23 protein-coding genes, 1 tRNA gene and 5 pseudogenes are annotated in these 26,330 nt (G+C 34.8%); 21 read left to right on the forward strand and 8 right to left on the reverse strand.

Features of this window, described 5'->3' with window-relative positions; all coding sequences use genetic code 11:
* Positions 1-84 precede the first annotated feature (84 nt).
* A pseudogene (locus OOK85_RS07965) lies at positions 85-1,427 on the forward strand (sugar phosphate nucleotidyltransferase).
* Positions 1,428-1,995: 568 nt separating this feature from the next.
* On the opposite strand, the gene OOK85_RS01335 reads toward OOK85_RS07965, so the two are convergent.
* Both OOK85_RS01335 and OOK85_RS01340 read right to left on the reverse strand, forming a co-directional pair.
* Positions 1,996-2,124, reverse strand: a complete 129-nt coding sequence (locus OOK85_RS01335) for a hypothetical protein (protein ID WP_264702676.1) — start codon at positions 2,122-2,124, stop codon at positions 1,996-1,998.
* On the reverse strand, positions 2,112-2,864 hold the full coding sequence (locus OOK85_RS01340; protein WP_264702263.1) for an IS5 family transposase: 753 nt from the start codon (positions 2,862-2,864) through the stop codon (positions 2,112-2,114). The genes OOK85_RS01335 and OOK85_RS01340 overlap by 13 nt, the downstream gene beginning before the upstream one ends.
* A gap of 571 nt (positions 2,865-3,435) precedes the next feature.
* Here OOK85_RS01340 and OOK85_RS01345 point away from each other — a divergent pair.
* The 8 genes from OOK85_RS01345 (at position 3,436) to OOK85_RS01380 (ending at position 13,239) form a co-directional block, all read left to right on the forward strand.
* Positions 3,436-4,665 carry a lipoprotein-releasing ABC transporter permease subunit gene (locus OOK85_RS01345; RefSeq protein WP_264703513.1) on the forward strand — a complete coding sequence of 410 codons (1,230 nt, stop codon included), beginning with the start codon at positions 3,436-3,438 and terminating at the stop codon, positions 4,663-4,665.
* Positions 4,658-5,389, forward strand: coding sequence for a hypothetical protein (locus OOK85_RS01350; RefSeq protein ID WP_264703516.1), 732 nt, complete (start codon positions 4,658-4,660; stop codon positions 5,387-5,389). Before OOK85_RS01345 ends, OOK85_RS01350 begins: the two co-directional genes overlap by 8 nt.
* Positions 5,386-6,606, forward strand: coding sequence for a heme biosynthesis protein HemY (locus tag OOK85_RS01355; RefSeq protein ID WP_264703518.1), 1,221 nt, complete (start codon positions 5,386-5,388; stop codon positions 6,604-6,606). Before OOK85_RS01350 ends, OOK85_RS01355 begins: the two co-directional genes overlap by 4 nt.
* Before the next feature lie 209 nt (positions 6,607-6,815).
* The gene (atpG, locus tag OOK85_RS01360; protein WP_264703519.1) at positions 6,816-7,688 is read left to right on the forward strand and encodes an ATP synthase F1 subunit gamma; all 873 of its coding nucleotides are present in this window, start codon (positions 6,816-6,818) and stop codon (positions 7,686-7,688) included.
* An 18-nt stretch (positions 7,689-7,706) separates the two neighbouring features.
* The gene (locus OOK85_RS01365; protein WP_264703521.1) at positions 7,707-9,041 is read left to right on the forward strand and encodes a TldD/PmbA family protein; all 1,335 of its coding nucleotides are present in this window, start codon (positions 7,707-7,709) and stop codon (positions 9,039-9,041) included.
* 174 nt (positions 9,042-9,215) lie between these two features.
* Entirely contained in the window at positions 9,216-9,467 is a 252-nt protein-coding gene (locus OOK85_RS01370; protein WP_006279919.1) for a cold-shock protein, read from the forward strand.
* 35 nt (positions 9,468-9,502) lie between these two features.
* The gene (locus OOK85_RS01375; RefSeq protein ID WP_264703524.1) at positions 9,503-10,729 is read left to right on the forward strand and encodes a DEAD/DEAH box helicase; all 1,227 of its coding nucleotides are present in this window, start codon (positions 9,503-9,505) and stop codon (positions 10,727-10,729) included.
* Between the two features lie 203 nt (positions 10,730-10,932).
* The gene (locus tag OOK85_RS01380; RefSeq protein ID WP_264703527.1) at positions 10,933-13,239 is read left to right on the forward strand and encodes an AAA family ATPase; all 2,307 of its coding nucleotides are present in this window, start codon (positions 10,933-10,935) and stop codon (positions 13,237-13,239) included.
* 126 nt (positions 13,240-13,365) lie between these two features.
* Here the strand turns inward: OOK85_RS01380 and OOK85_RS01385 are convergent.
* From OOK85_RS01385 to OOK85_RS01395, 3 genes and pseudogenes are all read right to left on the reverse strand, one after another.
* Positions 13,366-14,124: pseudogene (locus OOK85_RS01385) on the reverse strand (IS481 family transposase); the annotation flags it as partial.
* A gap of 14 nt (positions 14,125-14,138) precedes the next feature.
* Positions 14,139-14,891: an IS5 family transposase gene (locus OOK85_RS01390; RefSeq protein ID WP_264702164.1), complete on the reverse strand. Its 753-nt coding sequence runs from the start codon at positions 14,889-14,891 to the stop codon at positions 14,139-14,141.
* An 80-nt stretch (positions 14,892-14,971) separates the two neighbouring features.
* Positions 14,972-15,169: pseudogene (locus OOK85_RS01395) on the reverse strand (IS481 family transposase); the annotation flags it as partial.
* Here OOK85_RS01395 and OOK85_RS01400 point away from each other — a divergent pair.
* From OOK85_RS01400 to OOK85_RS07765, 7 genes and pseudogenes are all read left to right on the forward strand, one after another.
* Positions 15,161-15,874, forward strand: coding sequence for a J domain-containing protein (locus OOK85_RS01400; protein WP_264703529.1), 714 nt, complete (start codon positions 15,161-15,163; stop codon positions 15,872-15,874). The pseudogene OOK85_RS01395 and the gene OOK85_RS01400 sit on opposite strands and share 9 nt — an antisense overlap.
* 24 nt (positions 15,875-15,898) lie before the next feature.
* Entirely contained in the window at positions 15,899-16,183 is a 285-nt protein-coding gene (locus OOK85_RS01405) for a hypothetical protein (protein WP_264703531.1), read from the forward strand.
* A gap of 58 nt (positions 16,184-16,241) precedes the next feature.
* Complete coding sequence (locus OOK85_RS01410; RefSeq protein ID WP_264703533.1) at positions 16,242-17,138, forward strand: class I fructose-bisphosphate aldolase; 897 nt, start codon at positions 16,242-16,244, stop codon at positions 17,136-17,138.
* A 5-nt stretch (positions 17,139-17,143) separates the two neighbouring features.
* Positions 17,144-17,215: transfer RNA gene (locus OOK85_RS01415), tRNA-Cys, on the forward strand.
* Positions 17,216-17,344: 129 nt separating this feature from the next.
* Positions 17,345-18,412 carry a quinone-dependent dihydroorotate dehydrogenase gene (locus tag OOK85_RS01420; protein WP_264703535.1) on the forward strand — a complete coding sequence of 356 codons (1,068 nt, stop codon included), beginning with the start codon at positions 17,345-17,347 and terminating at the stop codon, positions 18,410-18,412.
* Between the two features lie 90 nt (positions 18,413-18,502).
* Positions 18,503-19,201 (forward strand): ribonuclease III, encoded by a 699-nt coding sequence (gene rnc, locus OOK85_RS01425; RefSeq protein ID WP_264703537.1) that lies wholly within the window; start codon positions 18,503-18,505, stop codon positions 19,199-19,201.
* An 81-nt stretch (positions 19,202-19,282) separates the two neighbouring features.
* Positions 19,283-19,418: pseudogene (locus tag OOK85_RS07765) on the forward strand (IS66 family transposase); the annotation flags it as partial.
* A gap of 122 nt (positions 19,419-19,540) precedes the next feature.
* Here the strand turns inward: OOK85_RS07765 and OOK85_RS01430 are convergent.
* Together OOK85_RS01430 and OOK85_RS01435 are read right to left on the reverse strand one after the other, a co-directional pair.
* Complete coding sequence (locus OOK85_RS01430; protein WP_264703539.1) at positions 19,541-19,957, reverse strand: hypothetical protein; 417 nt, start codon at positions 19,955-19,957, stop codon at positions 19,541-19,543.
* Positions 19,958-20,936: 979 nt separating this feature from the next.
* Positions 20,937-21,353, reverse strand: a pseudogene (locus OOK85_RS01435) (phospholipase D family nuclease); the annotation flags it as partial.
* Positions 21,354-21,881: 528 nt separating this feature from the next.
* Between OOK85_RS01435 and OOK85_RS01440 the strand changes: the two are divergent.
* Entirely contained in the window at positions 21,882-22,634 is a 753-nt protein-coding gene (locus OOK85_RS01440) for an IS5 family transposase (RefSeq protein WP_264702164.1), read from the forward strand.
* A 163-nt stretch (positions 22,635-22,797) separates the two neighbouring features.
* Here the strand turns inward: OOK85_RS01440 and OOK85_RS01445 are convergent, their stop codons facing one another.
* A complete protein-coding gene (locus tag OOK85_RS01445) occupies positions 22,798-23,622 on the reverse strand; it encodes a hypothetical protein (RefSeq protein WP_264703543.1) in 825 nt (274 codons plus the stop codon).
* A 159-nt stretch (positions 23,623-23,781) separates the two neighbouring features.
* On the opposite strand from OOK85_RS01445, the gene OOK85_RS01450 reads away from it, so the two are divergent.
* The 4 genes from OOK85_RS01450 to OOK85_RS01465 are packed head-to-tail and all read left to right on the forward strand — an operon-like array spanning position 23,782 to position 26,093.
* Positions 23,782-24,420, forward strand: a complete 639-nt coding sequence (locus OOK85_RS01450) for an HAD family hydrolase (protein ID WP_015589464.1) — start codon at positions 23,782-23,784, stop codon at positions 24,418-24,420.
* Complete coding sequence (locus tag OOK85_RS01455; protein ID WP_077188432.1) at positions 24,420-24,914, forward strand: RDD family protein; 495 nt, start codon at positions 24,420-24,422, stop codon at positions 24,912-24,914. The genes OOK85_RS01450 and OOK85_RS01455 overlap by 1 nt, the downstream gene beginning before the upstream one ends.
* A 59-nt stretch (positions 24,915-24,973) precedes the next feature.
* A complete protein-coding gene (gene bfr, locus OOK85_RS01460) occupies positions 24,974-25,450 on the forward strand; it encodes a bacterioferritin (RefSeq protein WP_077188433.1) in 477 nt (158 codons plus the stop codon).
* 1 nt (position 25,451) lies between these two features.
* On the forward strand, positions 25,452-26,093 hold the full coding sequence (locus OOK85_RS01465; RefSeq protein WP_264703547.1) for an SURF1 family protein: 642 nt from the start codon (positions 25,452-25,454) through the stop codon (positions 26,091-26,093).
* Positions 26,094-26,330: the final 237 nt, after the last annotated feature.

Consider the following 26,330-nt stretch of genomic DNA (forward strand, 5'->3'; position numbering starts at 1 on the left):
TTTATTAACTATTCCACAACAAAAACTTGCATGCATTTTGCCCTCAGTATAAGATATTAATTATTTAATTAATATCTTAACTAAATGCGCCCTGTAATATTGTGTGGTAGTAGTGGTAGCAGACTTTGGCCTTTATCTAAGCCAAAGCAATTTCAGAAAATATTTAGTCAGAACACTATGTTTCACAACACTTTGTTGAGGCTAAAAGCGATTATATGCCGCCCATAATTGCTACAAATATACAGTACGAGTCATTAGTGATGGAGGAATTGCATGCACTGCAAGAATATAAAGTGATTTTCGAACCAGTGAAAATTGGAACAGCAGCGGCAATATTAATTGCTGCACTTCTCTGCAATGAAAACGAGACAATGTTAATTCTGCCTTCAGATCATTTCATAGGTGATTTGAATAGTTTTTATGCTTCTACTCAAAAAGCGTCTAAGTTAGCCTCTGAAACTAACTCTATAGTAACTTTTGGGGTTAAGCCTCATGAATTCAATTCTGAATACGGCTATATAAATGCAGTTTATGATCATAAGGAAAAGTATCATATAGTGAAGGATTTCATAGAGAAACCTGAGCATAAATTAAGTAACGATCATTATTGGAACTCTGGAATATTTGTGTTTAAAGCAAAACGCTACATAGATGAGGTCAAAAAATCTGCCCCGAATCTTTACAATTCATGTTTTAAACATTTCACACCGCAAGAGAGATTTCTATATTTAAAACAACGAGATTTTGCAGGAATTGAAGGCATATCTATTGATTACTTAGTGATGGAAAAAGCAAAAAACGTTGCAATGATAGAAGCTAATTTCGATTGGTTGGATGTTGGAACTTGGAATTCGGTTTTAGAATTGAGTGAGAAGTTTAGTAAAGAACCGGTGTTATTCCAGCGCATAACGCTGGGATCTAGAAAAAAAGAAAAAGGATGGATCCCAGTGTCAAGCACTGGGATGACAGAAAAGAACTTTGAAATGGAAGAAGGTAATGCAAAGAATTTATTAAGTAGAGCTTGTAAGCAACCAAACAAAAGTCTAATTTCATTTATTCATAAAGTTAAGAAAGTAAAGGCGATAAGGAAAGAAGTTAAACCATGGGGATTTTGTAGTATAATTTTAATGAGCGAAAATTTTCTTATAAAATATCTTTTTATAAATCCATTAAGCTGCACTTCTAAGCAATTCCATCACTATAGAGATGAATACCATATAGTGCTATCAGGAGTTGGGTATGTTAGTTTAGAAGACAAAGAATATGCTATAGTAAAAGACCATATGATAGAAATCCCAAGGGAAGTTTCCCATAGGATTGAAAATAGAAGCACAAGCTTTCCACTTGAAATAGTTGAATTTCAGATAGGAGAGCATTTATCTGATAATGATATAGTGAGGTTGGATGATGTATATGGAAGATTTTGAAATTCTAATGTTAAGGTCAGTTATCTAAGTGGAGAAAGTCACCTCTCCCCACTCGACTTCAAAACCGGACTTGTGACTTTCACCACATCCGGCTTCTCTCTAACTTGGTGTTTGTCATACATACTTCTCCATGTAATTAACATTTCAAAGCTTGGTAAATTTGTTTTTATAGCTTAAATACAGCATTCTCTATATTACTAGAGAAGTCGTATTCATTCATACCTAACACTTAATGTTGGCTCATAACATATTAACCACTACTCACAACTTTACCTTCCAAATTACAGTGTCCACGTCAGCATATCTTAAACATTACTTTAGGCCTTGGCTTCTTAGACAATCCCTCATTATAGGTGCATACGGGTGGCTCCCTGCTTAAAGAATAAGAGCATCTATAATGTTACTCCGTTCCATGAAATTGTTTCATGTTAGACTTAGGTTCCAACTTTTTGCCGGGAGATGGGAAACATCTTAATCAGACCAGTCAAGTTCTAATTATCCACTTTCTCCGTACCTTTTGGTCTATGCGTTAACCAACCTTATTTCGCATATCGTTCGTTACGACAATTCAGGCATTGGTTCCTCTCGTAACCATATCTAACTCTGTTTGCAGGGATTCACTATAAGGTTTAGTGTTACCTGCTTTTATCTCATGCTTGCATCCTAGGCTCTGTGGACAAAATTTTAGAGAAGCCATACAAGAGCTCCAACAAAATTGAGAAAACCCATAAAAACCTCAGCAGTTTTATCAAATCTGGAAAAAATGCGCCTAAAATTTTTAATTTTACCAAAAAAACACTCAATCAAATGACGTTCTTTGTAGATATGCTCATCGTAATACCTTTGCACTTTTCGATTCCGTTTTGGCGGAATAACTACTGTACATCCCTTGTCTTCAAGACTTGTAACAAAGGCATTGCTATCGTAGCCCTTGTCAGCTACTACAGTAGAGTTATAGATACTTTCGGTCAACACTTGTGCCTGCGTAATTTCATTTCTTTGACCAGGAGTCAGAGTAAATTTAAGTGGATTTCCAAGTGCATCGACAAGCGCATGTATTTTAGTTGTAAAGCCACCTTTGCTCCTCCCTAAAGCTTCTTGATCCTTGGAGTTTTTTGTATATCCAGATGAACATGGATGGGCTCGGATGATCGTACCGTCGATTATAGCAACTTCTAAATCAGGCTCTTGTTTAGTATATTCAAGCAATTTTTTCCAGACATCTCTTTCACACCATCTTTTAAATCGCTTATGTATACTCCTGTAATTACCATAAGTTTTTGGTAAAAGTCTCCATTGGCAACCACTTCGCACTATGTACCACACTGCCTCTATGAATATTCTTAAACGTTTTTCATTTTTGCTGTGCATTCCTTTTACGCTTTTTATGAACTCTAAAATTTGTTTCCAATTTTCCTCTTTGATGTAATATTGCATATGGTAGTTTCTCCATTTTTTACCTATTAGGCTAAACTACCATCTTTTTCTCTCTTTTCATATTTTTTGTCCACAGAGCCTAGAGGTTGCCACTCTCTAAAATGTGAGACATACATTATCCCCGATGTCTAGGGAAGATGGAATTTAACCATCACAAAATCACGACTTTCGGGTCGGACTAACTGTACGAACATTGTGATTTGAGGGCAAATCTCTACCAGGGAAGGGTGTCATCCCAGTGCTTCGACACTGGGATCCAGCTTTCATGCAACCTCATCAAAAACGTTTATTCAGCATAAGATCAGCTGCTTTCTACGCTCACCAAATCAGTTTACTTATTTGCAAGCAAAAATTTCCTGGATGCCAGTGTCAAGCACTGGCATGACACCATTTACTGTATGAATTACCTTAACAAAAACAAATGTTCGTATAGCTGTGTGTTAAGGTATTGAATATATTCTATAAGCCTGCTAAATTTAAGGAAGCAAAAATCTCTAGTTTTCAAATAAAGAAAAGTCTACAATTATACGAAGTTTCAAAAATATAATGTTTAACCTCAAAATATTTTGTAATGTCCATTGCCTTTGAAATTACTATGGCTGCTTGCTATTTGCGAGCGAAAAATGCCAGATTTTGCTCTATAATGACTTTGTTCTCTATTATCGGCATTGCCCTTGGAGTTGCAACACTAATAGTGGTGATGTCTGTAATGAACGGATTCAGAGCAAAGTTGCTTGACTCAATACTTGGCATTGATGGCCATATTAACGTTTATTTTGATAGAAACATAAATTCAGATTACTACGCAGTTTCAAAATCTATTGAGAGAATTCCTGGTATATTAAAAGCTACTCCTATGACCAATGATCAAGTCATTATTGCAGCAAATGGTAAAATTGCAGGTAGCGTAGTGCGAGGTGTGTCAACTAAAGATTTGCTTGATAGTACTGCCGTTACAAATAATGTAATTATAGGTGATGTAAAAAAATTTGATGAAGGGATAATAATAGGGGCACGCTTAGCAGAAGCCTTGAACATTGACTATGACGACGAAATTACGTTTATATCATCTGAAGAATTTGATGCATTACTTGGTGAAATGCCGCGAATGAAAAAATATAAAGTTATAGCAATATTTGATATGGGTATGTTTGAGTATGATAATACCTTGATATATATGCCTCTAAAATCAGCACAAGTCTTTTTTAATTATGAAAATAGCATAAAAAATATAGAAGTACTTGTAGACGACGTTACTAGAGCTGATAAGCTGACAGATGCTATAGAAAAAGAAATAGGAATGAAAGCTGAAAGTTGGCAATCACAGCAAAGCCATTATTTTAGTGCTTTAAAAACTGAAAGAAATGTGATGTTTTTAATTCTTACTTTGATTATAGTTGTAGCAGCGTTTAATATTATCTCGAATTTAATGATGATAGTACAAGAAAAGAAATCCGCGATTGCAATTATGCGTACATTTGGTGCAACAAGTGGAAGCATTATGCGCATATTTTGTGCTTGTGGTCTATTAATCGGTTTTACGGGAACTTGTCTTGGCTGTATTATAGGTGTCGTTTTTTCTCTCAATATCGAAAGTATTAGAGTGTTTTTAGAAAACATTACTAACGTCAAGCTGTTTGATCCTATGATATACTTTTTTTCAAGTTTGCCAGTGATATTAGTACCCCAAGACGTAGTAAATATTTCTGCACTTGCGTTATTCTTATCATTTTTAGCGACAATTGCTCCTGCATTGCAGGCAGCTGCACAAGATCCTGCGGAGATACTACGTTATGAATGATACTCAGCAAAAGTACATAGGTTGGTTCTTAATTGTATTGTTATTTACCGGTTACATCACAATAAATAACATAATCTTTTTAAAAACAAATCAGCAAGAGAGTGAAAATAATGTGAAAACTTTAATGGAAGGCATGGATGAGCTTAGAATGTTGCTTGAAGTTAATCAATCTAGAATGGAAAAAAGGATATTTGACTTAAAGAGAAGTCAGCATACTCAATGTGAGCAAGGTGATAATAACTCAAGATGTAAGAACCTTGCAAAATTGCTATTACTTGTGGTTAAAATGAAGAATTCGTTATTGCGAGAAGCAAAATTTGATAACCATATAAATTCAATAAAGCCTTTGATATCAGAGCTTGACGATCCAGAGATAGAAAATGCAGTAGATGAATTAGAAAATTTGAAAGAGATAAATACCTTACACGAATTGAAGTTATCTTTTGAAAAAACTATTGATACTATCGATTACAACAAAAGTACATTGTCTAAAAAAATCATTTCAAACTGGATAAAGGTAGACGACCGAAATGATCCATTAAGAGTAAAATTTGCGGAAATTGAGGAGTCAATAAACGATAATGATTGGCAAAGTATAGCTACTACAGTAAAAGATTTAACGCATTCAGAGTTCAAACCATGGCTGAATAAATTGAATGATCTTATTGTAGCTTCTAAGAATATTTCAACAATATATCATCACTTATTACAATATATCTCATGATTTATTTTATAATTTTCGCTCTTTCGTTTTTATTTGGCATATGGGTCAAGGTAAGTGGTGAAGTAATAAAATTAGAATTAGGCAATTACATTATAAGTATTGATCTATATTTCATTATTTTTACTTGTGTAGTTTTATTATTTTTGTTAATTGCACTTGCACGCTTTTTTTCTTCCATTTCATCAACATTTGCCAACATAAGAAATAGAAGAAGGGATAGGGAAGAATTGCTTCTCTTTGAAGCTTTCTTTAGCATAGACTTAGACAATATAGAGAACGCCCAAAAGGTAGTTAAAAGTCTAAATGAGAAGAGCGATAGGTTATCTTTAATAAAGCTCTTTAACTCAGGTAAGACGGGAAGTTACAGCTTTTTCAGTAACGGTTTAACAAACGTTGCAAATAAAAATCGTAACTTAGCTCTACTTCTGGCCAATAAGCTGATCATTCACCTCAAACAAGAAAAAGTAGTCTTTCAAAAATTTATAGAATATTGCTCTAGTTCAATTAACGATAAAATGCTATCTATTCCCTTTCAAATAGAGCATTACATATTGAAAGAAGATTGGATTAATGCAATTTTGAGGTTGAAGGAAGCAGTTAAGTTCAATATTTTTCTCCCCTTTGATCATAAAGAAATGTTTGCAGTGTTTTATTGCGCTTTAGCAAAGCAATATGAAAGTAAAGGAAATTTTAAGGAGGCTATAAAGTCTTTATTTAGAGCACAACGTTATAGTGCAATTTTTCAGCCCATCAATTATTTAAAGGCAGAATTATATATTAAACTTGGAAAAATCAGAAAAGCTTCTGCAGTGCTAGAGGCAGAGTATACAGTAAATCCTACTCCTCAGTCAGCTAAAATTTACATCAATTTAAATAGTAAAGGTGCTGAAAGACTATACAACTTACGCCCTGATTATTATTTTAGTTACTGTTTACTTGCTTTGTCCTCAATGAGTTCAGGTAAATATGATCTTGCAAGTCAATATTTAGACACTGCTATGAAAAAAGCTAATTACATGTCAATCTACTTTATTGTAATACAACTCAAGGTTACATTGCAAGAACACGACAAGGTAATTTATTGGCTAAACAAGATGGGCTCAGAAGCTTTGCCTGATCCAGGCTGGAAGTGTAAAAATTGTAACAGAGAACTAAAGCAATGGGATCATAAATGTTCAAATTGCAATAGTTTTAATTGTGTTTATTATATATTATAAGGCTCCACAAAGTGTGATGATAATAATATATGGAAAATTACCATCAAAGACCTCTATTGAACAATTTTTGGAGTAGATCTCTTAATATAACCCTTATTTCAAAATAATAAACCTGCAAGTTTTTTAGTTAGACTTGGTTCTAATGTCAAAAAAACTTGCTTTTAGACACTAACAATTATATATTTTAATAAATCAGGGTTGTATACAAAATGAAGAGCTTAAAGGAATTATCCTTAAGAATTAAGAATATTAAGTCTGTACAGAAAACCACGAAAATAATGCAAATGGTTTCTGCAGCAAAGTTGTTACAAAGTCAAAAGAAGTTATTAAATTCAAAATTATATGTATCTAAGCTGCATAACATTATTTCTTCATTAATGCTATCAGCTGATCAAGAATTACTGGCAAAAATTCTAAATGTCAGTAACGACGGTTCTTACCTAGTATTCATTGTTGCGTCTGATCGTGGCTTGTGCGGCAACTTTAACTCTTCTATTGTCAAATTTAGTCAAGAGCGTGTAAATAAGTCAATCGCAAATGGCAAAAAAGTAGATATTGTATTTCTTGGTAAAAAAGCTTTTGATGTAGGTAAAAATAGATTTGACTCTAAAAGTATCTTAAAAATTGAAAATAGTAAGGGAATCACGTTAAAGCACGTAGGAGCTTTGGTTGATGGTATAGATTTAAGTAAATACGATAAAGTTAAAGTTTTTTATAGTAAATTCTATAATACCTTCACGCAAAAACCAATGTTGGAAACAATAAAACCATGGAGTAAAGACTCATCCTTGATTGATAACTCTCTGGCTGGTCCAACAACAGATTACGGCTATGAGTATGAACCACAAAATATTGAATTTATTTTAAAATCTTTGGTTCAAGATTACGTTGTAATTGCTCTTTACTCTGCTTTGCTTGAAAGTGCAACAAGTGAGAATAGTGCTAGGATGGTTGCTATGGAATCAGCAAACAGAAACACTAAAGAGATGCTGAACAAACTAGCATTGCTTTATAATCGTTCTCGTCAAGCAGCAATTACAACTGATTTAATTGAAGTTATAGGTGGTGCAGAGTCTTTATAAAAATCTAAGGAATAGAAAATGAATATATTAAATATTGCAGCAGATATCACTAAATTAATAAAAAAGCAGAATCAAGACGCGGAAGTTACAATATATGAAACTAATAAGACTTCAGTTTCTCAGCGTCTATCAAAAATTGAGCAAATATCACAATCTAAAAATTGCACTGTAGGAATCAGAGCTATAGCAGGTAAAAACAAAGCTGCGTATATTTCTACAAACGATTTGAATAATCTTAGTGATACGGTAAGCCAAGTGGTAGAAATGGCAAAGAATGCGCCAGAAGATCCTTGCATTAATTTTGCTGTAAATGGTAGTAATTATATCTCTTCTGCAGATTTAAGTATCTCAGATAATAATGTTGTAACCGTTGATAACCTAAAAGAAATTGCTGAAGCTGCAGAAAATTCAGCCCTTGCACATAAGAGTATCACTAATTCTGAAGGAGCCTCTTCTTCATACGCTTTAGTGAATACAGTATTATCGACTGTTTCTGGTTTTATTGGCTCGTTTAGTAAATCAACCTTTGCTAATCAGGTCTCTGTTGTTGCTGGAAGAGAAAGTGAAATGAAGGTTGGTTACGATTATGATATAGCATGTAATTTTAGTGATTTAAAGTTGCCAGAGTTAATAGGAAAAGAAGCAGCAAAAAGAGCAGTTGATCAATTGAATTCACGTACAATTAAAACTGGCAAATTTCCAGTTATTTTTGAAAAAAGAGCAGCAAAAGGGCTAGTAAAAAGTTTTGCTTCTGCTATAAATGGGAGCAGTATTATAAGCAACAGTTCTTTCTTGAGGGGTAGTTTAAACGCTCAGATTTTCAATGATAGAATTAACATTATTGATGATCCATTGTTGCCAAGAGGCATAGCATCGAGACCATTTGATGGAGAAGGGATAACTAGCAAAAAAAATATATTTGTAAAAAACGGAATATTACAAAATTGGATTTTAGACTTATACTCGGCTAGAAAATTAGACTCAGAAACAACCGGAAGTGCAACTCGTGCAAGTAATGCTGCAGTTATTCCTGCAGCTAGTAACCTCTACATTGAGAATGGTAATGTATCATTTGAAGAATTAATTCAGGAAGTAAAAGAGGGAATATATGTAACTGATTTATTTGGTTTTGGTGTTAATTTAATCAATGGCGATTACAGCCAAGGCGCTTCCGGATTTTTTATAGAAAATGGAAAAATAACGTATCCAGTACATGAGATTACCATTGCTAGCAATTTGAAGGATATGTTTAGCAATTTAGTCGTTGCAGATGATCTAACTTTTTGTGGGCAATTTAATTCACCGACAATTAAAGTTAGCGAAATGACGGTTGCAGGTTCGCTTAACGATTAAAAAATTTATTTGCATCAAGTACAACAATTGTGTATTATTGTCATGTAATGTTAAGAATAGACTATGGAGTATAAAGGTTTAGTTTCAATAGCTAAGCTTAAAGCATTCTCAATCGTAATTTCAAAGTTTTTCATCACATTAGTAATATTAGTTAATAATTTAGGAGTTGTTTAAATGGAATTTGGTAATGTAAAATGGTTTAATGCCGAAAAAGGCTATGGTTTCATCAAGCCAGAAGGTAAAGGGGGTGACGTTTTTGTACATATTAGCACATTGGAACGTTCGGGAATAAGACCTGAGGCACTTAAAGGAGAGAATAAAGAGAAGGGAATAAAAGGAGAAAGGGTGAGTTATGAGGTTAAAGAGGAGCGCGGTAGAAACGGAGAAGATAAAAAATCTGCAATAAATTTAAGATTGGAAGATTAATCTATTATGAAGTCTTTTAACAGGATTAACATATTGTGAATAATTTTCATGAGATGGGTCTCCCAGCTTCGCTTAGACAAGCTCTAGATAAAAATAATCTTTTCGTCCCAACTCCGATTCAAATACAAGCGATTCCCTTAGCGCTACAAGGTAAAGATATTCTCGGATCTGCTCAAACGGGGACTGGAAAAACTTTAGCATTTGCTATTCCGTTGGTTGCTAAGTTGCTGAATGAGCCTAACACTGGTTCAGCTTTAGTCATCGTGCCAACCAGAGAGCTTGCGCATCAGGTAACAAATGAGATAAGAAAACTCTTATCTCAAAATTCTGCACTAAGGGTCGCTTTGTTGATTGGTGGTGAGCCTATTTTTAGGCAGCTAAATCAGCTTCAGAAAAAACCACAAATTGTAATAGGTACTCCTGGTCGTATTATAGACCATATTGAGCGTAAAGCTTTGATTACTCGCAATGTTAGCGTTCTTGTGCTTGATGAAACGGATCGTATGTTTGATATGGGCTTTGGAGTTCAGATTGAAGAAATTATGAAGCATTTGCCTAAAATAAGGCAAACTCTTATGTTTTCTGCAACTCTTCCTGGAGATATAGTAAAACTTGCTGAGAAGTACCTTAATCGACCAGAACGTATTTCTGTTGATTGTGAGGCTACAACTTCTGTAAAAATTAAGCAAGAAATTGTTTATGCATCAGAATCAGAAAAATATGAAAAGCTTGTTACACAACTATGTCAGCGCGAAGGATCAATCATTATCTTTGTCAAAACAAAGCGAGGAGCGGATCAGCTAGCTAACAGATTGCACAAAGATGACTATAGCGCTTTAGCAATTCATGGTGATTTAAGGCAGCACAAGCGCGAAAGGGTCATTAATTCTTTTCGTCGTGGCCGTAATCAAATCATGGTTGCAACAGATGTTGCTTCTCGCGGCCTTGATATTCCCCACATTCAACATGTTATCAATTATGATGCACCACAATCGCAAGCTGACTATATTCATCGTATAGGTAGAACTGCACGCGCTGGAGCTGAAGGGTATGCGCTATCTTTTGTTACACCTCAAGATAAGAGAAGACTGCCTGCACTGGCAGACAAAGAAGGAGAGCTAAATTTTGATTGTAGTGTGCAATTTAAAAAACGTAACAGCAAAAAGGTCTTTAAAAGGCCAAGTACGTTAAAGACTAAATACGGTAGAAAAAAGATCAATGCATTTAAGAAGAAAAGCAGAGTACTAGAAAAAGCGTATTAAATAGGATTTACCTACAATTTGATAAGCGTAAAACTCGTCATTCCGCTACTCATTAGCGGAATCTATGCTTAGATATTACGGTGCTATGACGTAGATCCAGAGTGGGATTCAAATTGGCTACAGCGAACTGCTGGATTTCAATTTTTTTAATAATTGTGTGCTATTCATTATATATGAGTTCCCACTTTTAAAGAGAATAGGAGATGATTTCCAAAAACTTAGAGGCAAGTTTGAATAGAGCACTATTCATTGCTTCTAATTTTAATCTTAAATATGCGAAAGTAGAACATTTATTGCTGGCGTTAACTAAAGACGTGGATGTAAATTACGTTTTATCAAGATGTAATATCAGAGCCGATGAAATCATAAATATGGATAACATTCTATCAAGATGCAATATTAAGGCTAATGATTATAATAATAATATAAAAGGGTTTTTACAAAGCAGTTCTGAATTGATTATCAGTGGAGTTAAACCTAGCTCAATGTTTCAATGCATAATACACAGAGCAATAATACGGGCTCATAGCTTGGGGAAAAAAGAAATAAATGGAGCAAGTGTTCTAGTAGAAATTTTGTCTGGGCAAGATTTATATGTTGAAGATCTATTGCAGAAACAAAGTGCGAAAGATTCCAATTTGATTTACCATATATCTAATATGAAATACTTGAGCGATATAGATGAATACACCACCAATCATAAAGTAAAACTTGATAAAAATAATGACGCTCCTACTACAGTAAATAAAGGTGAGCTACTAAAAGATGAGGAAATTCTACAAAGTTATTGTAAAAATTTAAATGACTATGCAAGAAGCAAAAAAATAGATTATGTTATTGGTCGTGATTATGAATTAAATCGCACTATAGAAATATTATCGAGGCGTAGAAAAAACAACCCTTTATATGTTGGAGACCCAGGTGTTGGCAAAACCACAATAGTTGAGGGTTTGGTACTCAAAATCATTGAAAACAGTGTTCCAAGTGCGCTCAGGTCCAGTATAATTTATGCTTTGGATTTAGGGTCACTCCTTGCAGGGACACGCTACAGAGGTGATTTTGAAGAGAGAATAAAATCTATAATAAAAGCAATTGAGGCAAAACCAGGTGCTATCCTTTTTATTGACGAAATACACACTATCATTGGAGCAGGTTCTACAAGTGGTAGCTTTCTTGATGCAGGTAACCTACTCAAACCTGTGCTTGCAAGAGGTACACTGCGTTGTATAGGTGCAACCACATATAGAGAATACAGCGCTAGTTTTGAAAAAGATAAAGCACTAGCGAGAAGGTTTCAAAAAATTAATGTTAAAGAATCTTCTGTTAATGAAACGATAAAGATACTAGATGGTATAAAGCACTACTATGAAGGGTATCATGGAGTATATTATACAAAGAATGCCATTAGGTCTGCGGCTGAACTTTCGCATAAGTATATTACTGGGCGAATATTACCTGATAAAGCGGTTGATGTTATTGATGAGGCAGGGGCATATTGTAAATTGCTAAGAAACAGGGGTAAAATTGTAAATAGTAGAGATATTAAGAATACCATTACTAGAATTACAAATGTGCCTTGCGGATCTGAATCTGATGATTTGCAGAAAGTAAAGTCTTTAAAAGCTAATCTAGAAAAGGTGATTTTTGCCCAAGAGCAGGCAATAGAATCTCTTGTTAATTCTATTAAAATTGCTAAGTCTGGGTTGAGAAATTACAATAAGCCTTTAGCAAGTTATCTTTTTGCAGGGCCAACTGGTGTTGGTAAAACCGAGCTAGCAAAACAATTAGCAGACAGCATGGGCATGAATCTTATACGCTTTGATATGTCCGAATATATTGAGTCTCATACGATATCAAGGATGATTGGTTCTCCTCCTGGATATGTAGGTTATGATCAGGGTGGATTACTCACAGAGTCTGTATCTAACAATCAATATAGTGTTGTGTTGCTTGATGAAATTGAAAAGGCCCATAGCGATATCTATAATATATTGCTACAAATTATGGATTATGGTTGTGTTACAGACACTTACGGACGTAAAGTTAACTTTTCCAATATAATCTTAATTATGACAACTAATGCAGGAGCAGCTGAACGCAGCAAAAGTTTTGTTGGCTTTGGGCATAAAAAATTTAACACTGGTGATAGTGAAAAAGCGATAGAACAGGTTTTTAGCCCTGAATTTCGTAATCGTCTTGATGCGATTATTTCTTTTTCTGACTTAAATGCGGATATAATTCTGCATATTGTAGATAAATTTATTCAGGAACTGAAAAAGCAGCTGACGCAAAAAGGCATAAACTGCTTGGTAGAAGATGAAGTGAAATCTTATCTTGCACAAACAGGTTATAGTAAGGAAATGGGAGCACGTCCGATAGAGAGACTTATTGAAAAAGAGATAAAAAGTTACTTAGCGGAAGAAATACTGAATCGTAAATTAATAAAAGGAAAGAAATTAAGAATCTATATGAATAAAGTAGAAAATAAAATTGCTTTTGATATAGTTTGAAATTCTTGTTTTTTTATTACACTGATAGTATACTTATTTTATTTTAAGAATAATGAGGCTATAGTGGCAAGTTTAACTAGAAATCAGTATTACAGTAATCGCGATTTACAGAATTTATTTTCAAGACTAGGTGTATGGTCCCAGAGTGTGATGGTGTGGATTTAGTATAAATAATTCTGGAGACTGTGTCCACTGATAACATATAAATTCATAAGGAGTAAGACCCTTAAGAGTTTTGAGTCTCTTTGCATAATTATAAGCCATAACAAAGTTATAAAGGTGTTCTTTAAGTTGCTGGTGCGATTGATAGTAATACTTCTTAACTGTAGCATCCTTTAAAGTTTTATTCATACGCTCGACTTGCCCATTCGTCCAAGGATGGCTAACTTTTGTCAAACGATGTTCAATAACATTCTCTTCGCAAACTCTATCAAATATATGTTGGAAAGCATACTTATGACGCTTCTGGTTTGTAAATTGTATACCGTTATCTGTCAAAATAGTATGGATTTTATACGGTAAAATTCTAATCAAATTACGTAAGAACTCAGCAGCTATGGGTTTTGTAGCACTGTTACGCAACTCAACATAGGTAAATTTGGATGTCCTATCAATAGCAACAAACAAATGTAATTTGCCCTCCTCAGTTCTAACTTCAGCAATATCAATATGAAAGTAACCGATAGGATATTGTTTGAATTTCTTTTTTGACTTAACTTCTCCATCAACAGTTGGTAATCTGCTAATGTTGTGTCTTTGTAAACAACGATGCAAGCTAGAGCGAGTCAAATGCGGAATTGTAGACTGCAGAGCGTAAAGGCAATCATCTAGTGGCAGTAGTGTATACTTGCGAAATGTAACTATTATAGCTTCCTCTTCTAGGCTCTGTGGACAAAATTTTAGAGAAGCCATACAAGAGCTCCAACAAAATTGAGAAAACCCATAAAAACCTCAGCAGTTTTATCAAATCTGGAAAAAATGCGCCTAAAATTTTTAATTTTACCAAAAAAACACTCAATCAAATGACGTTCTTTGTAGATATGCTCATCGTAATACCTTTGCACTTTTCGATTCCGTTTTGGCGGAATAACTACTGTACATCCCTTGTCTTCAAGACTTGTAACAAAGGCATTGCTATCGTAGCCCTTGTCAGCTACTACAGTAGAGTTATAGATACTTTCGGTCAACACTTGTGCCTGCGTAATTTCATTTCTTTGACCAGGAGTCAGAGTAAATTTAAGTGGATTTCCAAGTGCATCGACAAGCGCATGTATTTTAGTTGTAAAGCCACCTTTGCTCCTCCCTAAAGCTTCTTGATCCTTGGAGTTTTTTGTATATCCAGATGAACATGGATGGCCTCGGATGATCGTACCGTCGATTATAGCAACTTCTAAATCAGGCTCTTGTTTAGTATATTCAAGCAATTTTTTCCAGACATCTCTTTCACACCATCTTTTAAATCGCTTATGTATACTCCTGTAATTACCATAAGTTTTTGGTAAAAGTCTCCATTGGCAACCACTTCGCACTATGTACCACACTGCCTCTATGAATATTCTTAAACGTTTTTCATCTTTGCTGTGCATTCCTTTTACGCTTTTTATGAACTCTAAAATTTGTTTCCAATTTTCCTCTTTGATGTAATATTGCATATGGTAGTTTCTCCATTTTTTACCTATTAGGCTAAACTACCATCTTTTTCTCTCTTTTCATATTTTTTGTCCACAGAGCCTAGCGTTAAAACAGTCGATCTTGGACGCTTTGGACCCATATCAGCATCTTTCGTAAATGAACGTTTTCTCCACTTAATAATAGTTTTTGGATTAAGGTTATAATGCTTGGAGAGTTTTGCTATGCTCTCTTTTCTATTTTGTATTGCTCTACGAATCGTCTGTGTTGTTTTGGCGCACCCATGTAATATTTGTCCCATAACTCCTCCTTTGATGGTATTTTTTTCTCATATTTTATCATACCATCACACTCTGGGACTGTACACCTAGAAATAAAAGCAGAAGAAGTAATAAGCCAGGAGTTTGACGATATACTCAAGTTAGTTGAACGGAGCTTTAGAAAGCTTTCATTAAAGTGCCACCCTGACAAAGAAAGAGATGAAGAGAAGAAAAAGATAGCTACAGAAAAGTTTCAAAAACTTAGTGCAGATAAAAAAGAGCTAGAGAAGCATCTCAACGCTTTAAAAGAAGGAAAAACTCCTAGTCAATATGAAAGGCTATCAAGTGAAGAAGAACGGAGGAGGCAAACAAAAATTTATGGAATATTATCACGTAGAAGCAAAGCTATAAATAGAGTACTTTTATTTTTTATATTAGCAAATGCGGTGTTTACTCCATCGCTGAAAGTTGAGTATTGCTTATCGCAACTTGCTAATAGTGGCACGGTGCAAAGCATCGCTTATCAATTTTATGCATTTAGCATAGGGATTTGGCCGTTGTTATTTATTATATCCTTTTGTGGTATTATTTATGCAGCAAGTAAACAAAAAGGTTCACAAGAGGAAAATCTGGATAGATTAAATCGAAGATACAATCTACTTATTGCTGCTGATAATTATGTGATATGTATCGCAGCAACATTTGCTATATGTGGTCTAGTGTCAGAGGTAGCACAAAATGGCTAGCCTGCTCAATATAGAACAATGCTGATGATTAATTTAGCATTGGATTTATTACTTATTGCTTTACTTAGAACTTTTACAAAGGCATCTGAACTATATAGTGAACATTGCATTCAGCGCTTATATGAAGAAGATGCAGAATTTAGCTATAAAGAAAAATTTGCATGGTATGACTACAAGCTAGTGCTTATGCCACTTGTTCTTCCTATTGTCAAAATGTATTTTAGAGATTTAATCCAAAAAAAGCCACAACAGCACACCACCAATCCTAACGTTACATCTTTAGGTACACCTGCAGGACAAGAACCATAAAAAGATCTTTGCTTCAACTGTGGTTTTTGCTATACTTTAAATGAACTTCATAGCGTTAATGAGTAAAGAAATAAGACAAATCTTAAACCACTACGAAAGTGAAAACCCCGGGGTAAAAGCAAATCTTACTCGTATTCTCATGCATGGAAAGCTTGGCGGCACTGGCAAATTAGTAATTCTCCCTGTAGACCAAGGGTTTGAACACGGGCCAATAAAAAGTTTTGAAGTTAACCCTGATGCTTATGACCCACATTATCATTTTCAGCTTGCAGTTGATTCGGGAGTAAGTGCATATGCTGCTCCACTTGGTATGATTGAAGCTGGTGCTTCAACTTATGCTGGAATGCTCCCACTTATTTTGAAACTTAATAGTTCCAACTCCTTACATTCGAAGAATCTGACTTCTGATCAAGCAATAACCTCTTCTGTGAAAGATGCACTGCGTTTGGGCTGCTTGGCTGTTGGATTTACTATATATCCTGGTTCTGCTAAGTGTTTCGATATGATGGAAGAAGCCCGTGAAATCGTAGCTGAAGCCAAATCTTATGGGCTTGCAGTAGTGTTATGGTCTTATCCACGCGGTGAAGGAATTTCCAAAGAAGGTGAAACAGCGGTTGATGTTATTGCCTATGCTGCACACATGGCAGCTTTGCTTGGCGCTAATATAATAAAAGTAAAACTTCCAACTAAATATTTGGAAAGGGAGAAAATAGAAGCAGAAAATATTGAATCATTATCTAAAAGAATTGAATATGTTAAAAGGTCTTGTTTTGCAGGGAAAAGAATAGTAGTTTTTTCTGGTGGTGAATCGAAGGAAGTAGATAACATATACAATGAAGCGAAAGAAATTAAGCAAGGGGGCGGTAATGGTTCAATCATTGGACGTAACACTTTCCAACGCAAAAGGGAGGAAGCTTTATCTATGCTAAAAGATATAATGGATATCTACACATAAAAAACGGCTGGGTGGCAGAATGGCTTATGCAGAGGACTGCAAATCCTTTTATACCGGTTCAATTCCGGTCCCGGCCTCTTTCATTTTCTATATCTTGTAAAAGTTGCTCAATTCAACAGTAGCTTTAAGTGTGTAACTATAGAGAAAATTATTCATAAGTAAAATCAATTTCTTTTCAAGTTATGGTTATACTCTTATAGCGTTTCATGGTAAAAAATAAACTAAAAATAAGCAAAGTGTTTTACAAAATGATATTACGTGATTTATTGTTTTTACTACCGCCCGAGGTTGCTCACTCTTTGGCAATTATGGCATTAAAGAAAATGCCTTATAGAAAACCTATAGAGCTACCAGAATCTTTGAGTGTGAATTTTTTTGGTAATAAGCTCAGAAGCCCCGTGGGTCTGGCTGCAGGTTTTGACAAGAATGCAGAAGTTATAAGGCCTATGCTTTCATTTGGTTTTGGATTTATTGAAACTGGTACTGTAACTCGTAATCCACAATATGGAAACAAAAAACCAAGAATTTTTCGGTTAATTAAAGATCAAGGGGTAATTAACAGATTGGGATTTAACAATAAAGGAATAGACTACTTTCTTAAACAAATAGATAAAACCAAGCTTGATGACTGCATTTTTGGCATCAACATAGGAAAAAACAGTACATCAAAGGACCAAATCAGCGATTATGTTGACTTAATAAAGATAGTATATGGAAAAAGCAATTATATAGTGCTGAACATCTCATCTCCAAACACGCCTAATTTACGCAATCTGCACAATAAGCAAGAATTATCGAAATTGTTGAAATCCATCCGGAAATCAATTGATAATTCTAAATCCATACCAATAATATTAAAAATTTCTCCAGATATAGATCAGCAAACGAAAGAAAATATCGCTGAGCTTGCATTGGAATATAAAATTGACGGTTTAACAGTAAGCAACACTACGGTAAGTAGAGATAATCTGCATTCCCATCACAACGAAAGTGGCGGATTGAGTGGTAAACCACTGTTCAAACTTTCAACCGAGTTATTGAGCGATATGTACAAACTTACTAAGGGCAAAATATTGTTGGTAGGATGCGGAGGAATCTCAAGTGGTGCTGATGCATATAAAAAAATAAAGGCAGGAGCTTCTTTGGTGCAGTTGTACACTGCTCTCATATACCACGGACCTCAAGTTGTAAACAAAATTAATCTAGAACTTGCAGAACTAATAAGGAGAGATGGATTTAGTAACATTAGTGAGGTGGTGGGTTGTATACATTAATTTTGGAAGTTGGTGGTATTATTTTAATAAAATAAAACTAATTCTCTGGTATAAAGGTGGTAGGAAGTGTTTTTCTTTTAAATAATGGGTATGAAGAGTTTGAATGATGCAATATCTAAGATCATTGATTATAAATTTACAAATTATGCAATATTAGAAGAGGCACTAACTCACCCAAGCGTAAATAAAAGGAATAGCAAAAACCAGATTGTAAGCTACGAAAGACTAGAGTTTTTGGGCGATAGTGTTTTGAATATGGTCGTATCTGCCATACTGTTTAAACTATTTCCTGAAGAAAAAGAAGGAGCATTGACAAAAAGAAAGACGGATTTAGTTTGTGGCAACACCATTGCTAATGTTGCTAAAGAAATAAAATTAGGCGGCTTTATCATCATGAATAATAGTGAACGCTGCAATGGAGGGAGATGTAATCTAAAAAATTTAGAAAACTCGCTTGAAGCACTAATAGGTGCAATTTATATTGATGGCGGACTTGAAAATGTTGAAAAATTTATTACCCAATATTGGGAAAAGCTAGCTAAAGGTATGCTCGACCCCCCTCAAGATCCTAAAACCTCACTGCAAGAGTGGACTCAGAAAAACAAATTGACTTTACCAGAGTATGAGCTTGTAAAACAAACTGGACCAGCGCACAATCCTGAATTTACTATATCAGTTTGCATAGAAGATTATGGTAAGGTTTCTGCATGCGCTTCTAGTAAAAAGATTGCTGAACAAAAAGCTGCTGAGTTGATGCTAGAAAAAATTGGAAAAGACGCTTCAGTTTAGGCAAAATAGGCATTAATGTAAGTTTTAAGGAAGCTAATAGCGTTTAGGGGAAATGGTCAACTTAAGGAGAAGCATAGTATTATTCATAAAAAAGTTGATCTACCAAAAATCAAGCCTTATGTAGTGGAATATCAATGGCCGTTGTCGGAGATGCGGAAAAAAAAGAAGTAGCAAGTTACCAAAAGGTGTTATGCCAGATACATTTGGTCCAAGAGTTGTTTTGTGAAGTTGACAGAGTCAAGGAGAATGAAAGTTTTAAAAAATAGCATATTTTTTAATTATAAAAATTTGATATTAACTGTTGTTGGTTGATTGAGTAAAAACCAGTGAATGGTCACGTTAAAACATGTTTTTAAATTTTTGCCAAAATCCTGATTTATTATCATTAACCTTTGTAAATGTTATATTTAAACTGTATTTCGGATCATTTGGCACGTCGTATTTTATGCTAAATGTTGAAACTTTATCGTTATTGTAAATATGCACATCATCATATGATAGCTTCGTTGTGTAACACTTTACATGCTGTTGCTTATCATACACTAAATTGCCTGACTCCCTTTCTAGTTCCACAAATTTCGTTTTTTTCTGACATTCCTTTATTTTTATTAAATCCTTATCTAGTGATATTGAAACTGGCAGCGTACTTCCAGCATATTCTTTAGCTAAAAGTTCACTTCGAGGATACATTTTTATTTCCCTTCCAAAATGTGAGTCTATAAAATTATTACTCCAAAATTTATCGCCAGAATGCACATACTCATCAGTAGCATACGGTACCCCACCAGTTATCTAAGTGGAGAAAGTCACCTCTCCCCACTCGACTTCAAAACCGGACTTGTGACTTTCACCACATCCGGCTTCTCTCTAACTTGGTGTTTGTCATACATACTTCTCCATGTAATTAACATTTCAAAGCTTGGTAAATTTGTTTTTATAGCTTAAATACAGCATTCTCTATATTACTAGAGAAGTCGTATTCATTCATACCTAACACTTAATGTTGGCTCATAACATATTAACCACTACTCACAACTTTACCTTCCAAATTACAGTGTCCACGTCAGCATATCCTAAACATTATTTTAGGCCTTGGCTTCTTAGACAATCCCTCATTATAGGTGCATACGGGTGGCTCCCTGCTTAAAGAATAAGAGCATCTATAATGTTACTCCGTTCCATGAAATTGTTTCATGTTAGACTTAGGTTCCAACTTTTTGCCGGGAGATGGGAAACATCTTAATCAGACCAGTCAAGTTCTAATTATCCACTTTCTCCGTACCTTTTGGTCTATGCGTTAACCAACCTTATTTCGCATATCGTTCGTTACGACAATTCAGGCATTGGTTCCTCTCGTAACCATATCTAACTCTGTTTGCAGGGATTCACTATAAGGTTTAGTGTTACCTGCTTTTATCTCATGCTTGCATCCTAGAGGTTGCCACTCTCTAAAATGTGAGACATACATTATCCCCGATGTCTAGGGAAGATGGAATTTAACCATCACAAAATCACGACTTTCGGGTCGCACTAACTGCATTGAACTTTGTAATCTCCAACACCATTGTTTTGAAAAAAATCATGAACGGCAGTGTAGCTACCGGCAGCATCGTTTATATAATCCATTACCTTATTCCTTAAACTTCTAGTTTATTATATCATAATCATTACGCCAATCAATAAAAAAAGCTCTCCCTTGCTGTTTTTAGAGCTGATTTTAAGCAAGTGCTTTTGATTAGTTGGGAGCATATTTATAAGATTGTGACATTCGTGCCTCCCAGTTTTTCACATACTGCTGAATCAATTCAGGATAATCTGTAATAATTAATAAATTTTCAGCATTTCCTTTTTTAGCTGTCTTACTCAGGTTAAACGACCCTGTGATAACTTTTTGATTATCAACAATCATTATCTTATTATGAGCAATTTTTGGCTTATCATCGATCCAAACTGGTACTCCACCTGAAAATAATTCATTTATAACACTATATTTTGAGTAGAGTTGCGATTTATCTAAAATGACTTTAACATCAACGCCACGTTCTTTAGCATTGATCAAAGATTTTGCAATTGTTTCAAGAGTAAATGTATATTCTTGAACTAGGATAGATTTTTTAGACTGATCTATTACGCTGATTATCGGCACAGCACATTACCTACACAAGCTGAAATGCGCTTATAAGTCGTTTAAGACAGTATAGTACGCCAATTTGCAGGATTAGGGAGTGACAACTAGCTAACACGGGGTTTCTTTTGCCTTTTTTTCTGCTTAGTAAATTTCTTAAACATTTAAACTAAGGTGAGTTGCATTTAAAAGCAGCTAAATTGCAGTGTTTAAGACTTAAAAAACGCCAATGTTCTAAAATAGATATTAGCTGGGGCTTCTTTTGCCTTTTTTTCGCTTGGTAAATTTCTTAATGTTTATAGCTAACATGAAGCTAAGTGCGAACTTTGTTAAATACAACAAATGGTGTCATCCCAGTGCTCCTTTTTTTGTCATCCGAGTAGCTGACACTGGGATCTATTTTGCATGTAACTCCAATTGTGTTTTGGCATAAAACGCGACGCGTATTAGACTTATTTGCAAGCAAAGCTTGCTAGGCTCTGTGGACAAAAAATATGAAAAGAGAGAAAAAGATGGTAGTTTAGCCTAATAGGTAAAAAATGGAGAAACTACCATATGCAATATTACATCAAAGAGGAAAATTGGAAACAAATTTTAGAGTTCATAAAAAGCGTAAAAGGAATGCACAGCAAAGATGAAAAACGTTTAAGAATATTCATAGAGGCAGTGTGGTACATAGTGCGAAGTGGTTGCCAATGGAGACTTTTACCAAAAACTTATGGTAATTACAGGAGTATACATAAGCGATTTAAAAGATGGTGTGAAAGAGATGTCTGGAAAAAATTGCTTGAATATACTAAACAAGAGCCTGATTTAGAAGTTGCTATAATCGACGGTACGATCATCCGAGGCCATCCATGTTCATCTGGATATACAAAAAACTCCAAGGATCAAGAAGCTTTAGGGAGGAGCAAAGGTGGCTTTACAACTAAAATACATGCGCTTGTCGATGCACTTGGAAATCCACTTAAATTTACTCTGACTCCTGGTCAAAGAAATGAAATTACGCAGGCACAAGTGTTGACCGAAAGTATCTATAACTCTACTGTAGTAGCTGACAAGGGCTACGATAGCAATGCCTTTGTTACAAGTCTTGAAGACAAGGGATGTACAGTAGTTATTCCGCCAAAACGGAATCGAAAAGTGCAAAGGTATTACGATGAGCATATCTACAAAGAACGTCATTTGATTGAGTGTTTTTTTGGTAAAATTAAAAATTTTAGGCGCATTTTTTCCAGATTTGATAAAACTGCTGAGGTTTTTATGGGTTTTCTCAATTTTGTTGGAGCTCTTGTATGGCTTCTCTAAAATTTTGTCCACAGAGCCTAGATCCAAGTAGTCAGGGCACTGGGATGACATCATAGGGACACTGGGATGACACCCTGACAATCGTCATCCCGCTACTTGTTAGCGGATGAGATACCGCGGCGGTATGACGGTTCGTGGCGGTATAATGAAGCTTGAAAGCGGATCACCTTTCACGACCCGTGTTTACTTCATTCACTTTAGGAGTATTAACAGGCGTTATTGCCGGGTTCTCAAGCTTTGTTGCCTGCTTCAAACCCTCGCTTACACTTTTGTCCTTTAAAATTTCATCAAGCTGCTTACTCTTTTGTTGCTCTTCGTTATTTGACGTATCTCTTTGAGCATCTTCTTTCATGCCACGAGCATTCTCTACATCCTTTTCACCTTCACCTAAAAATTTTTCTAATATTTTCTTAACAAAGCGCTTCAGAAGACTCAAAAACCCTTCTTCTTTTTGATTTTCTTGTGGTTGAGGCGTGTTATCTTTTTTGTCCGGCTCAGTGTTGAGCTTCTCTTTTACAGAACTCTTGCTCACTGAGGGATTAACGGTTTGTGAATCGTGCTCTGATGCTGTTTGCACAGAAGCTTCAGTAGTCTTTTTTTGTGTATTATGTTCAAGGTCTTTAACTGCTGTTGTAGTTTTTCTCGGAGTGTCTTGGAGTTTTTTGTCACTTTTTGGCTCTGTAACTTTTTCACTTGTGAAGATGCCCTTCCCTTTATATTGTTGGTCAAGCTCAGCAATTCTTTCAAAATCTTGACGTACTTTTTCATCTGCACGTCCTTCTTGACTTTCAAATTTCTGACTCAATTCTGCAACGTTTTTCATTTTGTTCTCAAGCTCCTTACTTTTCACAGCTTTTAGAGCCTCTGTTCCTTTTGCGATATAATTAACCTTCTCTTCTAATGAGGTACCTTCTGGAAAAGCACCTGGAGAACGTTCAAAAACATCTTTAAACTTTTTTTCAACACTTTCTTTAGATGTCTGGGCCATACCTGTTGCCTATTAAAACATATCATATAACCAGTATGTTAGCTAATTATATAAAAAACAGTTAACATAACTTGTGGTAAAGAGTAAGAGCGTCCTATTTATATTTTTTTTATTAAAATGTTATTTACTTATTAATTTAAAATATATAACAATATAGAAATGAAAAACAGCCCATTAGCAGTAGTATTCGATTGGGATAATACCTTAGTTGACACTCAAGATAACATTTTTAATGCTATTAAGCATACCATAAACTCAATGGGGTATAGTAATAAAGCTGCTGATAGAAATTCCCATGAGTCGAGAAAGAGCTATATGGTCAATTTGTTTGGCGATCAGTGGAAAAAAGCAAATCAGATATATCAACAATACTTAGATAATGCGCTATTACAAAACATTGCTCTGAATCAAGGAGTAGAGGAAATGTTGCAGACACTGAAAAGCCACAATGTTTATCTAGCAATAGTAAGTAATAAGAAAAATACTAATTTACGTGAAGAAGTTACCTATTTTAAACTAGATTCTTACTTTGAAAGAGTGGTTGGGTCATGCGATACTGCAGAAGATAAACCATCTGCAACCCCACTGCTATTTGCATTAGAAGAGAGTACGTTGCCTATAAATAGAGAAAATGTGTTTTTCGTTGGTGATAGCATCACAGATGTTCTGTGTGCACAAAATGCCAATTGTTTACCTATTATATACGGTCAATCAATAAGCGGTTATGAAGATTTGTTATGTTTTCAACATTTTGATAAACTTACAGATTTTGTAATAAAGTATTTAGAAGATAGGTAATGACCGCTGTTACAGAGATTGCCAGTATAACAAGACGCTTTTGCGCGTATTTAATAGATGTAGCAATTTTATTAATTCCAACTTTATTAATTATACTGCTATTAGAGGATTCTCCGTTGATCTTACATCTATCATACATGTGTGTAAATTGTAGTTACTTCACATATTTTATATCTTCAAAGGCCCAAGCAACTCCCGGTCAACAGTTAATGAATATGTATACTATCAATTTAGATAATTCTAAAATAGACTTGAATTTAGCGTTTGACAGAAGCTCTTCCCAGTTTTTTCTTCCTTTGTTAAACAGTGTAGTAGTTGTCCTTACTGAATTTTTGCGAGATCAGGAAGTATTAGTGAATGTCTTGAGTGCATTGAAAGTAATTATAGTGCTACTCACTCTCTGCTGGTATCTAGTTGCTTGCTTCTCTAAGAAAAAACAGACATACCACGACATGCTATTTAATACGGTTGTTATCAAAGGAACTATTAAATGAGTTGCTATAACTATCGTTATCATATAAATTATACTGATGAATTGAACTAAGGGAAGATTATGAATGAAGAGATAGTAAAACATTTGAACAAATTATTGACCAATGAGCTGACTTCTGTACGCCAGTATCTTTTGCATTTTGCGATTCTCAAAAACAATGGAATTAATAGACTTGCAGAAAAGGTAAAAAATGAGCTTAACGAAGAACTTGAACATGCAAACAAGTTGGCAGAAAGAATTTTGTTATTTAAAGGAGTCCCAAATTTTCAGGATACAAACGAAATATCAAAGTATGATGGAAAGTTTACAAAAGACACAATACGGAAAATCTTAGAAGCTAATTTGAAATTAGAGGGAAAAGGTATTAAGGATATCAAAGAAACGATTTCTATCGCTGAGAAAGAAAAGGATTTTGTTAGTGTAATGTTATTAGAAGAGATGTTAAAAAATGAAGAAGAGCACTTTCATTGGATTGAGAAACAGATCGATCTTATTGAACTAATGGGTGTTGAAAACTATTTAAGAACACAAATATAGAGTGTTAAAAAAGATAGTATTTATTTTAATTATACCTTGCTCACTTCTTTTTTTATTAGGGTTATGGCAAATATTCAGATTGAACTGGAAGAATAATATTATTAAAAGTATGAGTCTTCCAGTGGTTCATCTATTGCCCAATAACGACCTTGAAAAATTTAACTATAGGCATGTCAAGATTGATGGGATTCTAAGTGACATAGAACTATATGTTTTTGCAGGGCAACACGGCTATCACGTGCTGTCTCCTATGTTGCTCACCACTGGACGTTACATGTTGGTGAATAAAGGAATAGTCAGAGAAAAAAAGGAGAAAAAAGTAAAAATTGAAAAAGTAGTTGCAGATGGAATTTTATATTGCGATAGCAATAAAAGTAAAAATTGGTTTATCAAGAACGATACTGCTTCGAATACATGGTTTACCCTGAGTACAGAAGAAATTTCCAATGAGTTAGGTATTAAGCTAGAGAAGTGTATATTGTGGCCGAACAATTTTGGCAGCAAATTAGCTATACAGCCAATGAAGCATTTGGAATATGCAATCACTTGGTTTGCACTTTCCTTAACTTGGTTGACTATGTGCGTAATTTACTATAGGCAAAACCTCAATGTATCTGTTCAGCAGGGTGGCAAAATAAGGTAGACGAAAAAAGACAACTATAGGAACAAATGGGTGTCATGCCAGTGCGTGACACTGGCATCCAGTCCTTTTGCACAGTTCCATCAAAAACGTTGTAAAGCGCTTTCGTGTTTACCAACTTAGTGCCCAATCTGGATCCCAGTGTCAAGCACTGGGATGACAAGAAAGGGAGCACTGGAATTTTTGTTTCAGCATTAGCCATGCATCTGACCTCAATAAAGCTTGAAGCTTTCTGTACAT

This window comes from Wolbachia endosymbiont (group A) of Volucella inflata, from assembly GCF_947250665.1.
Taxonomy (GTDB): Bacteria; Pseudomonadota; Alphaproteobacteria; order Rickettsiales; family Anaplasmataceae; genus Wolbachia; species Wolbachia pipientis.

What these genes read in the sequence shown, in the direction of transcription:
- OOK85_RS01335 (WP_264702676.1), bottom strand. Translation starts at nt 2,124, where the DNA reads ATGGCTTCTCTAAAATTTTGTCCACAGAGCCTAGGATGCAAGCATGAG.
- OOK85_RS01340 (WP_264702263.1), bottom strand. Translation starts at nt 2,864, where the DNA reads ATGCAATATTACATCAAAGAGGAAAATTGGAAACAAATTTTAGAGTTC.
- OOK85_RS01345 (WP_264703513.1), top strand. Translation starts at nt 3,436, where the DNA reads ATGTCCATTGCCTTTGAAATTACTATGGCTGCTTGCTATTTGCGAGCG.
- OOK85_RS01350 (WP_264703516.1), top strand. Translation starts at nt 4,658, where the DNA reads ATGAATGATACTCAGCAAAAGTACATAGGTTGGTTCTTAATTGTATTG.
- OOK85_RS01355 (WP_264703518.1), top strand. Translation starts at nt 5,386, where the DNA reads ATGATTTATTTTATAATTTTCGCTCTTTCGTTTTTATTTGGCATATGG.
- atpG (WP_264703519.1), top strand. Translation starts at nt 6,816, where the DNA reads ATGAAGAGCTTAAAGGAATTATCCTTAAGAATTAAGAATATTAAGTCT.
- OOK85_RS01365 (WP_264703521.1), top strand. Translation starts at nt 7,707, where the DNA reads ATGAATATATTAAATATTGCAGCAGATATCACTAAATTAATAAAAAAG.
- OOK85_RS01370 (WP_006279919.1), top strand. Translation starts at nt 9,216, where the DNA reads ATGGAATTTGGTAATGTAAAATGGTTTAATGCCGAAAAAGGCTATGGT.
- OOK85_RS01380 (WP_264703527.1), top strand. Translation starts at nt 10,933, where the DNA reads ATGATTTCCAAAAACTTAGAGGCAAGTTTGAATAGAGCACTATTCATT.
- OOK85_RS01390 (WP_264702164.1), bottom strand. Translation starts at nt 14,891, where the DNA reads ATGCAATATTACATCAAAGAGGAAAATTGGAAACAAATTTTAGAGTTC.
- OOK85_RS01405 (WP_264703531.1), top strand. Translation starts at nt 15,899, where the DNA reads ATGATTAATTTAGCATTGGATTTATTACTTATTGCTTTACTTAGAACT.
- OOK85_RS01410 (WP_264703533.1), top strand. Translation starts at nt 16,242, where the DNA reads ATGAGTAAAGAAATAAGACAAATCTTAAACCACTACGAAAGTGAAAAC.
- OOK85_RS01420 (WP_264703535.1), top strand. Translation starts at nt 17,345, where the DNA reads ATGGTAAAAAATAAACTAAAAATAAGCAAAGTGTTTTACAAAATGATA.
- rnc (WP_264703537.1), top strand. Translation starts at nt 18,503, where the DNA reads ATGAAGAGTTTGAATGATGCAATATCTAAGATCATTGATTATAAATTT.
- OOK85_RS01440 (WP_264702164.1), top strand. Translation starts at nt 21,882, where the DNA reads ATGCAATATTACATCAAAGAGGAAAATTGGAAACAAATTTTAGAGTTC.
- OOK85_RS01445 (WP_264703543.1), bottom strand. Translation starts at nt 23,622, where the DNA reads ATGGCCCAGACATCTAAAGAAAGTGTTGAAAAAAAGTTTAAAGATGTT.
- OOK85_RS01450 (WP_015589464.1), top strand. Translation starts at nt 23,782, where the DNA reads ATGAAAAACAGCCCATTAGCAGTAGTATTCGATTGGGATAATACCTTA.
- OOK85_RS01455 (WP_077188432.1), top strand. Translation starts at nt 24,420, where the DNA reads ATGACCGCTGTTACAGAGATTGCCAGTATAACAAGACGCTTTTGCGCG.
- bfr (WP_077188433.1), top strand. Translation starts at nt 24,974, where the DNA reads ATGAATGAAGAGATAGTAAAACATTTGAACAAATTATTGACCAATGAG.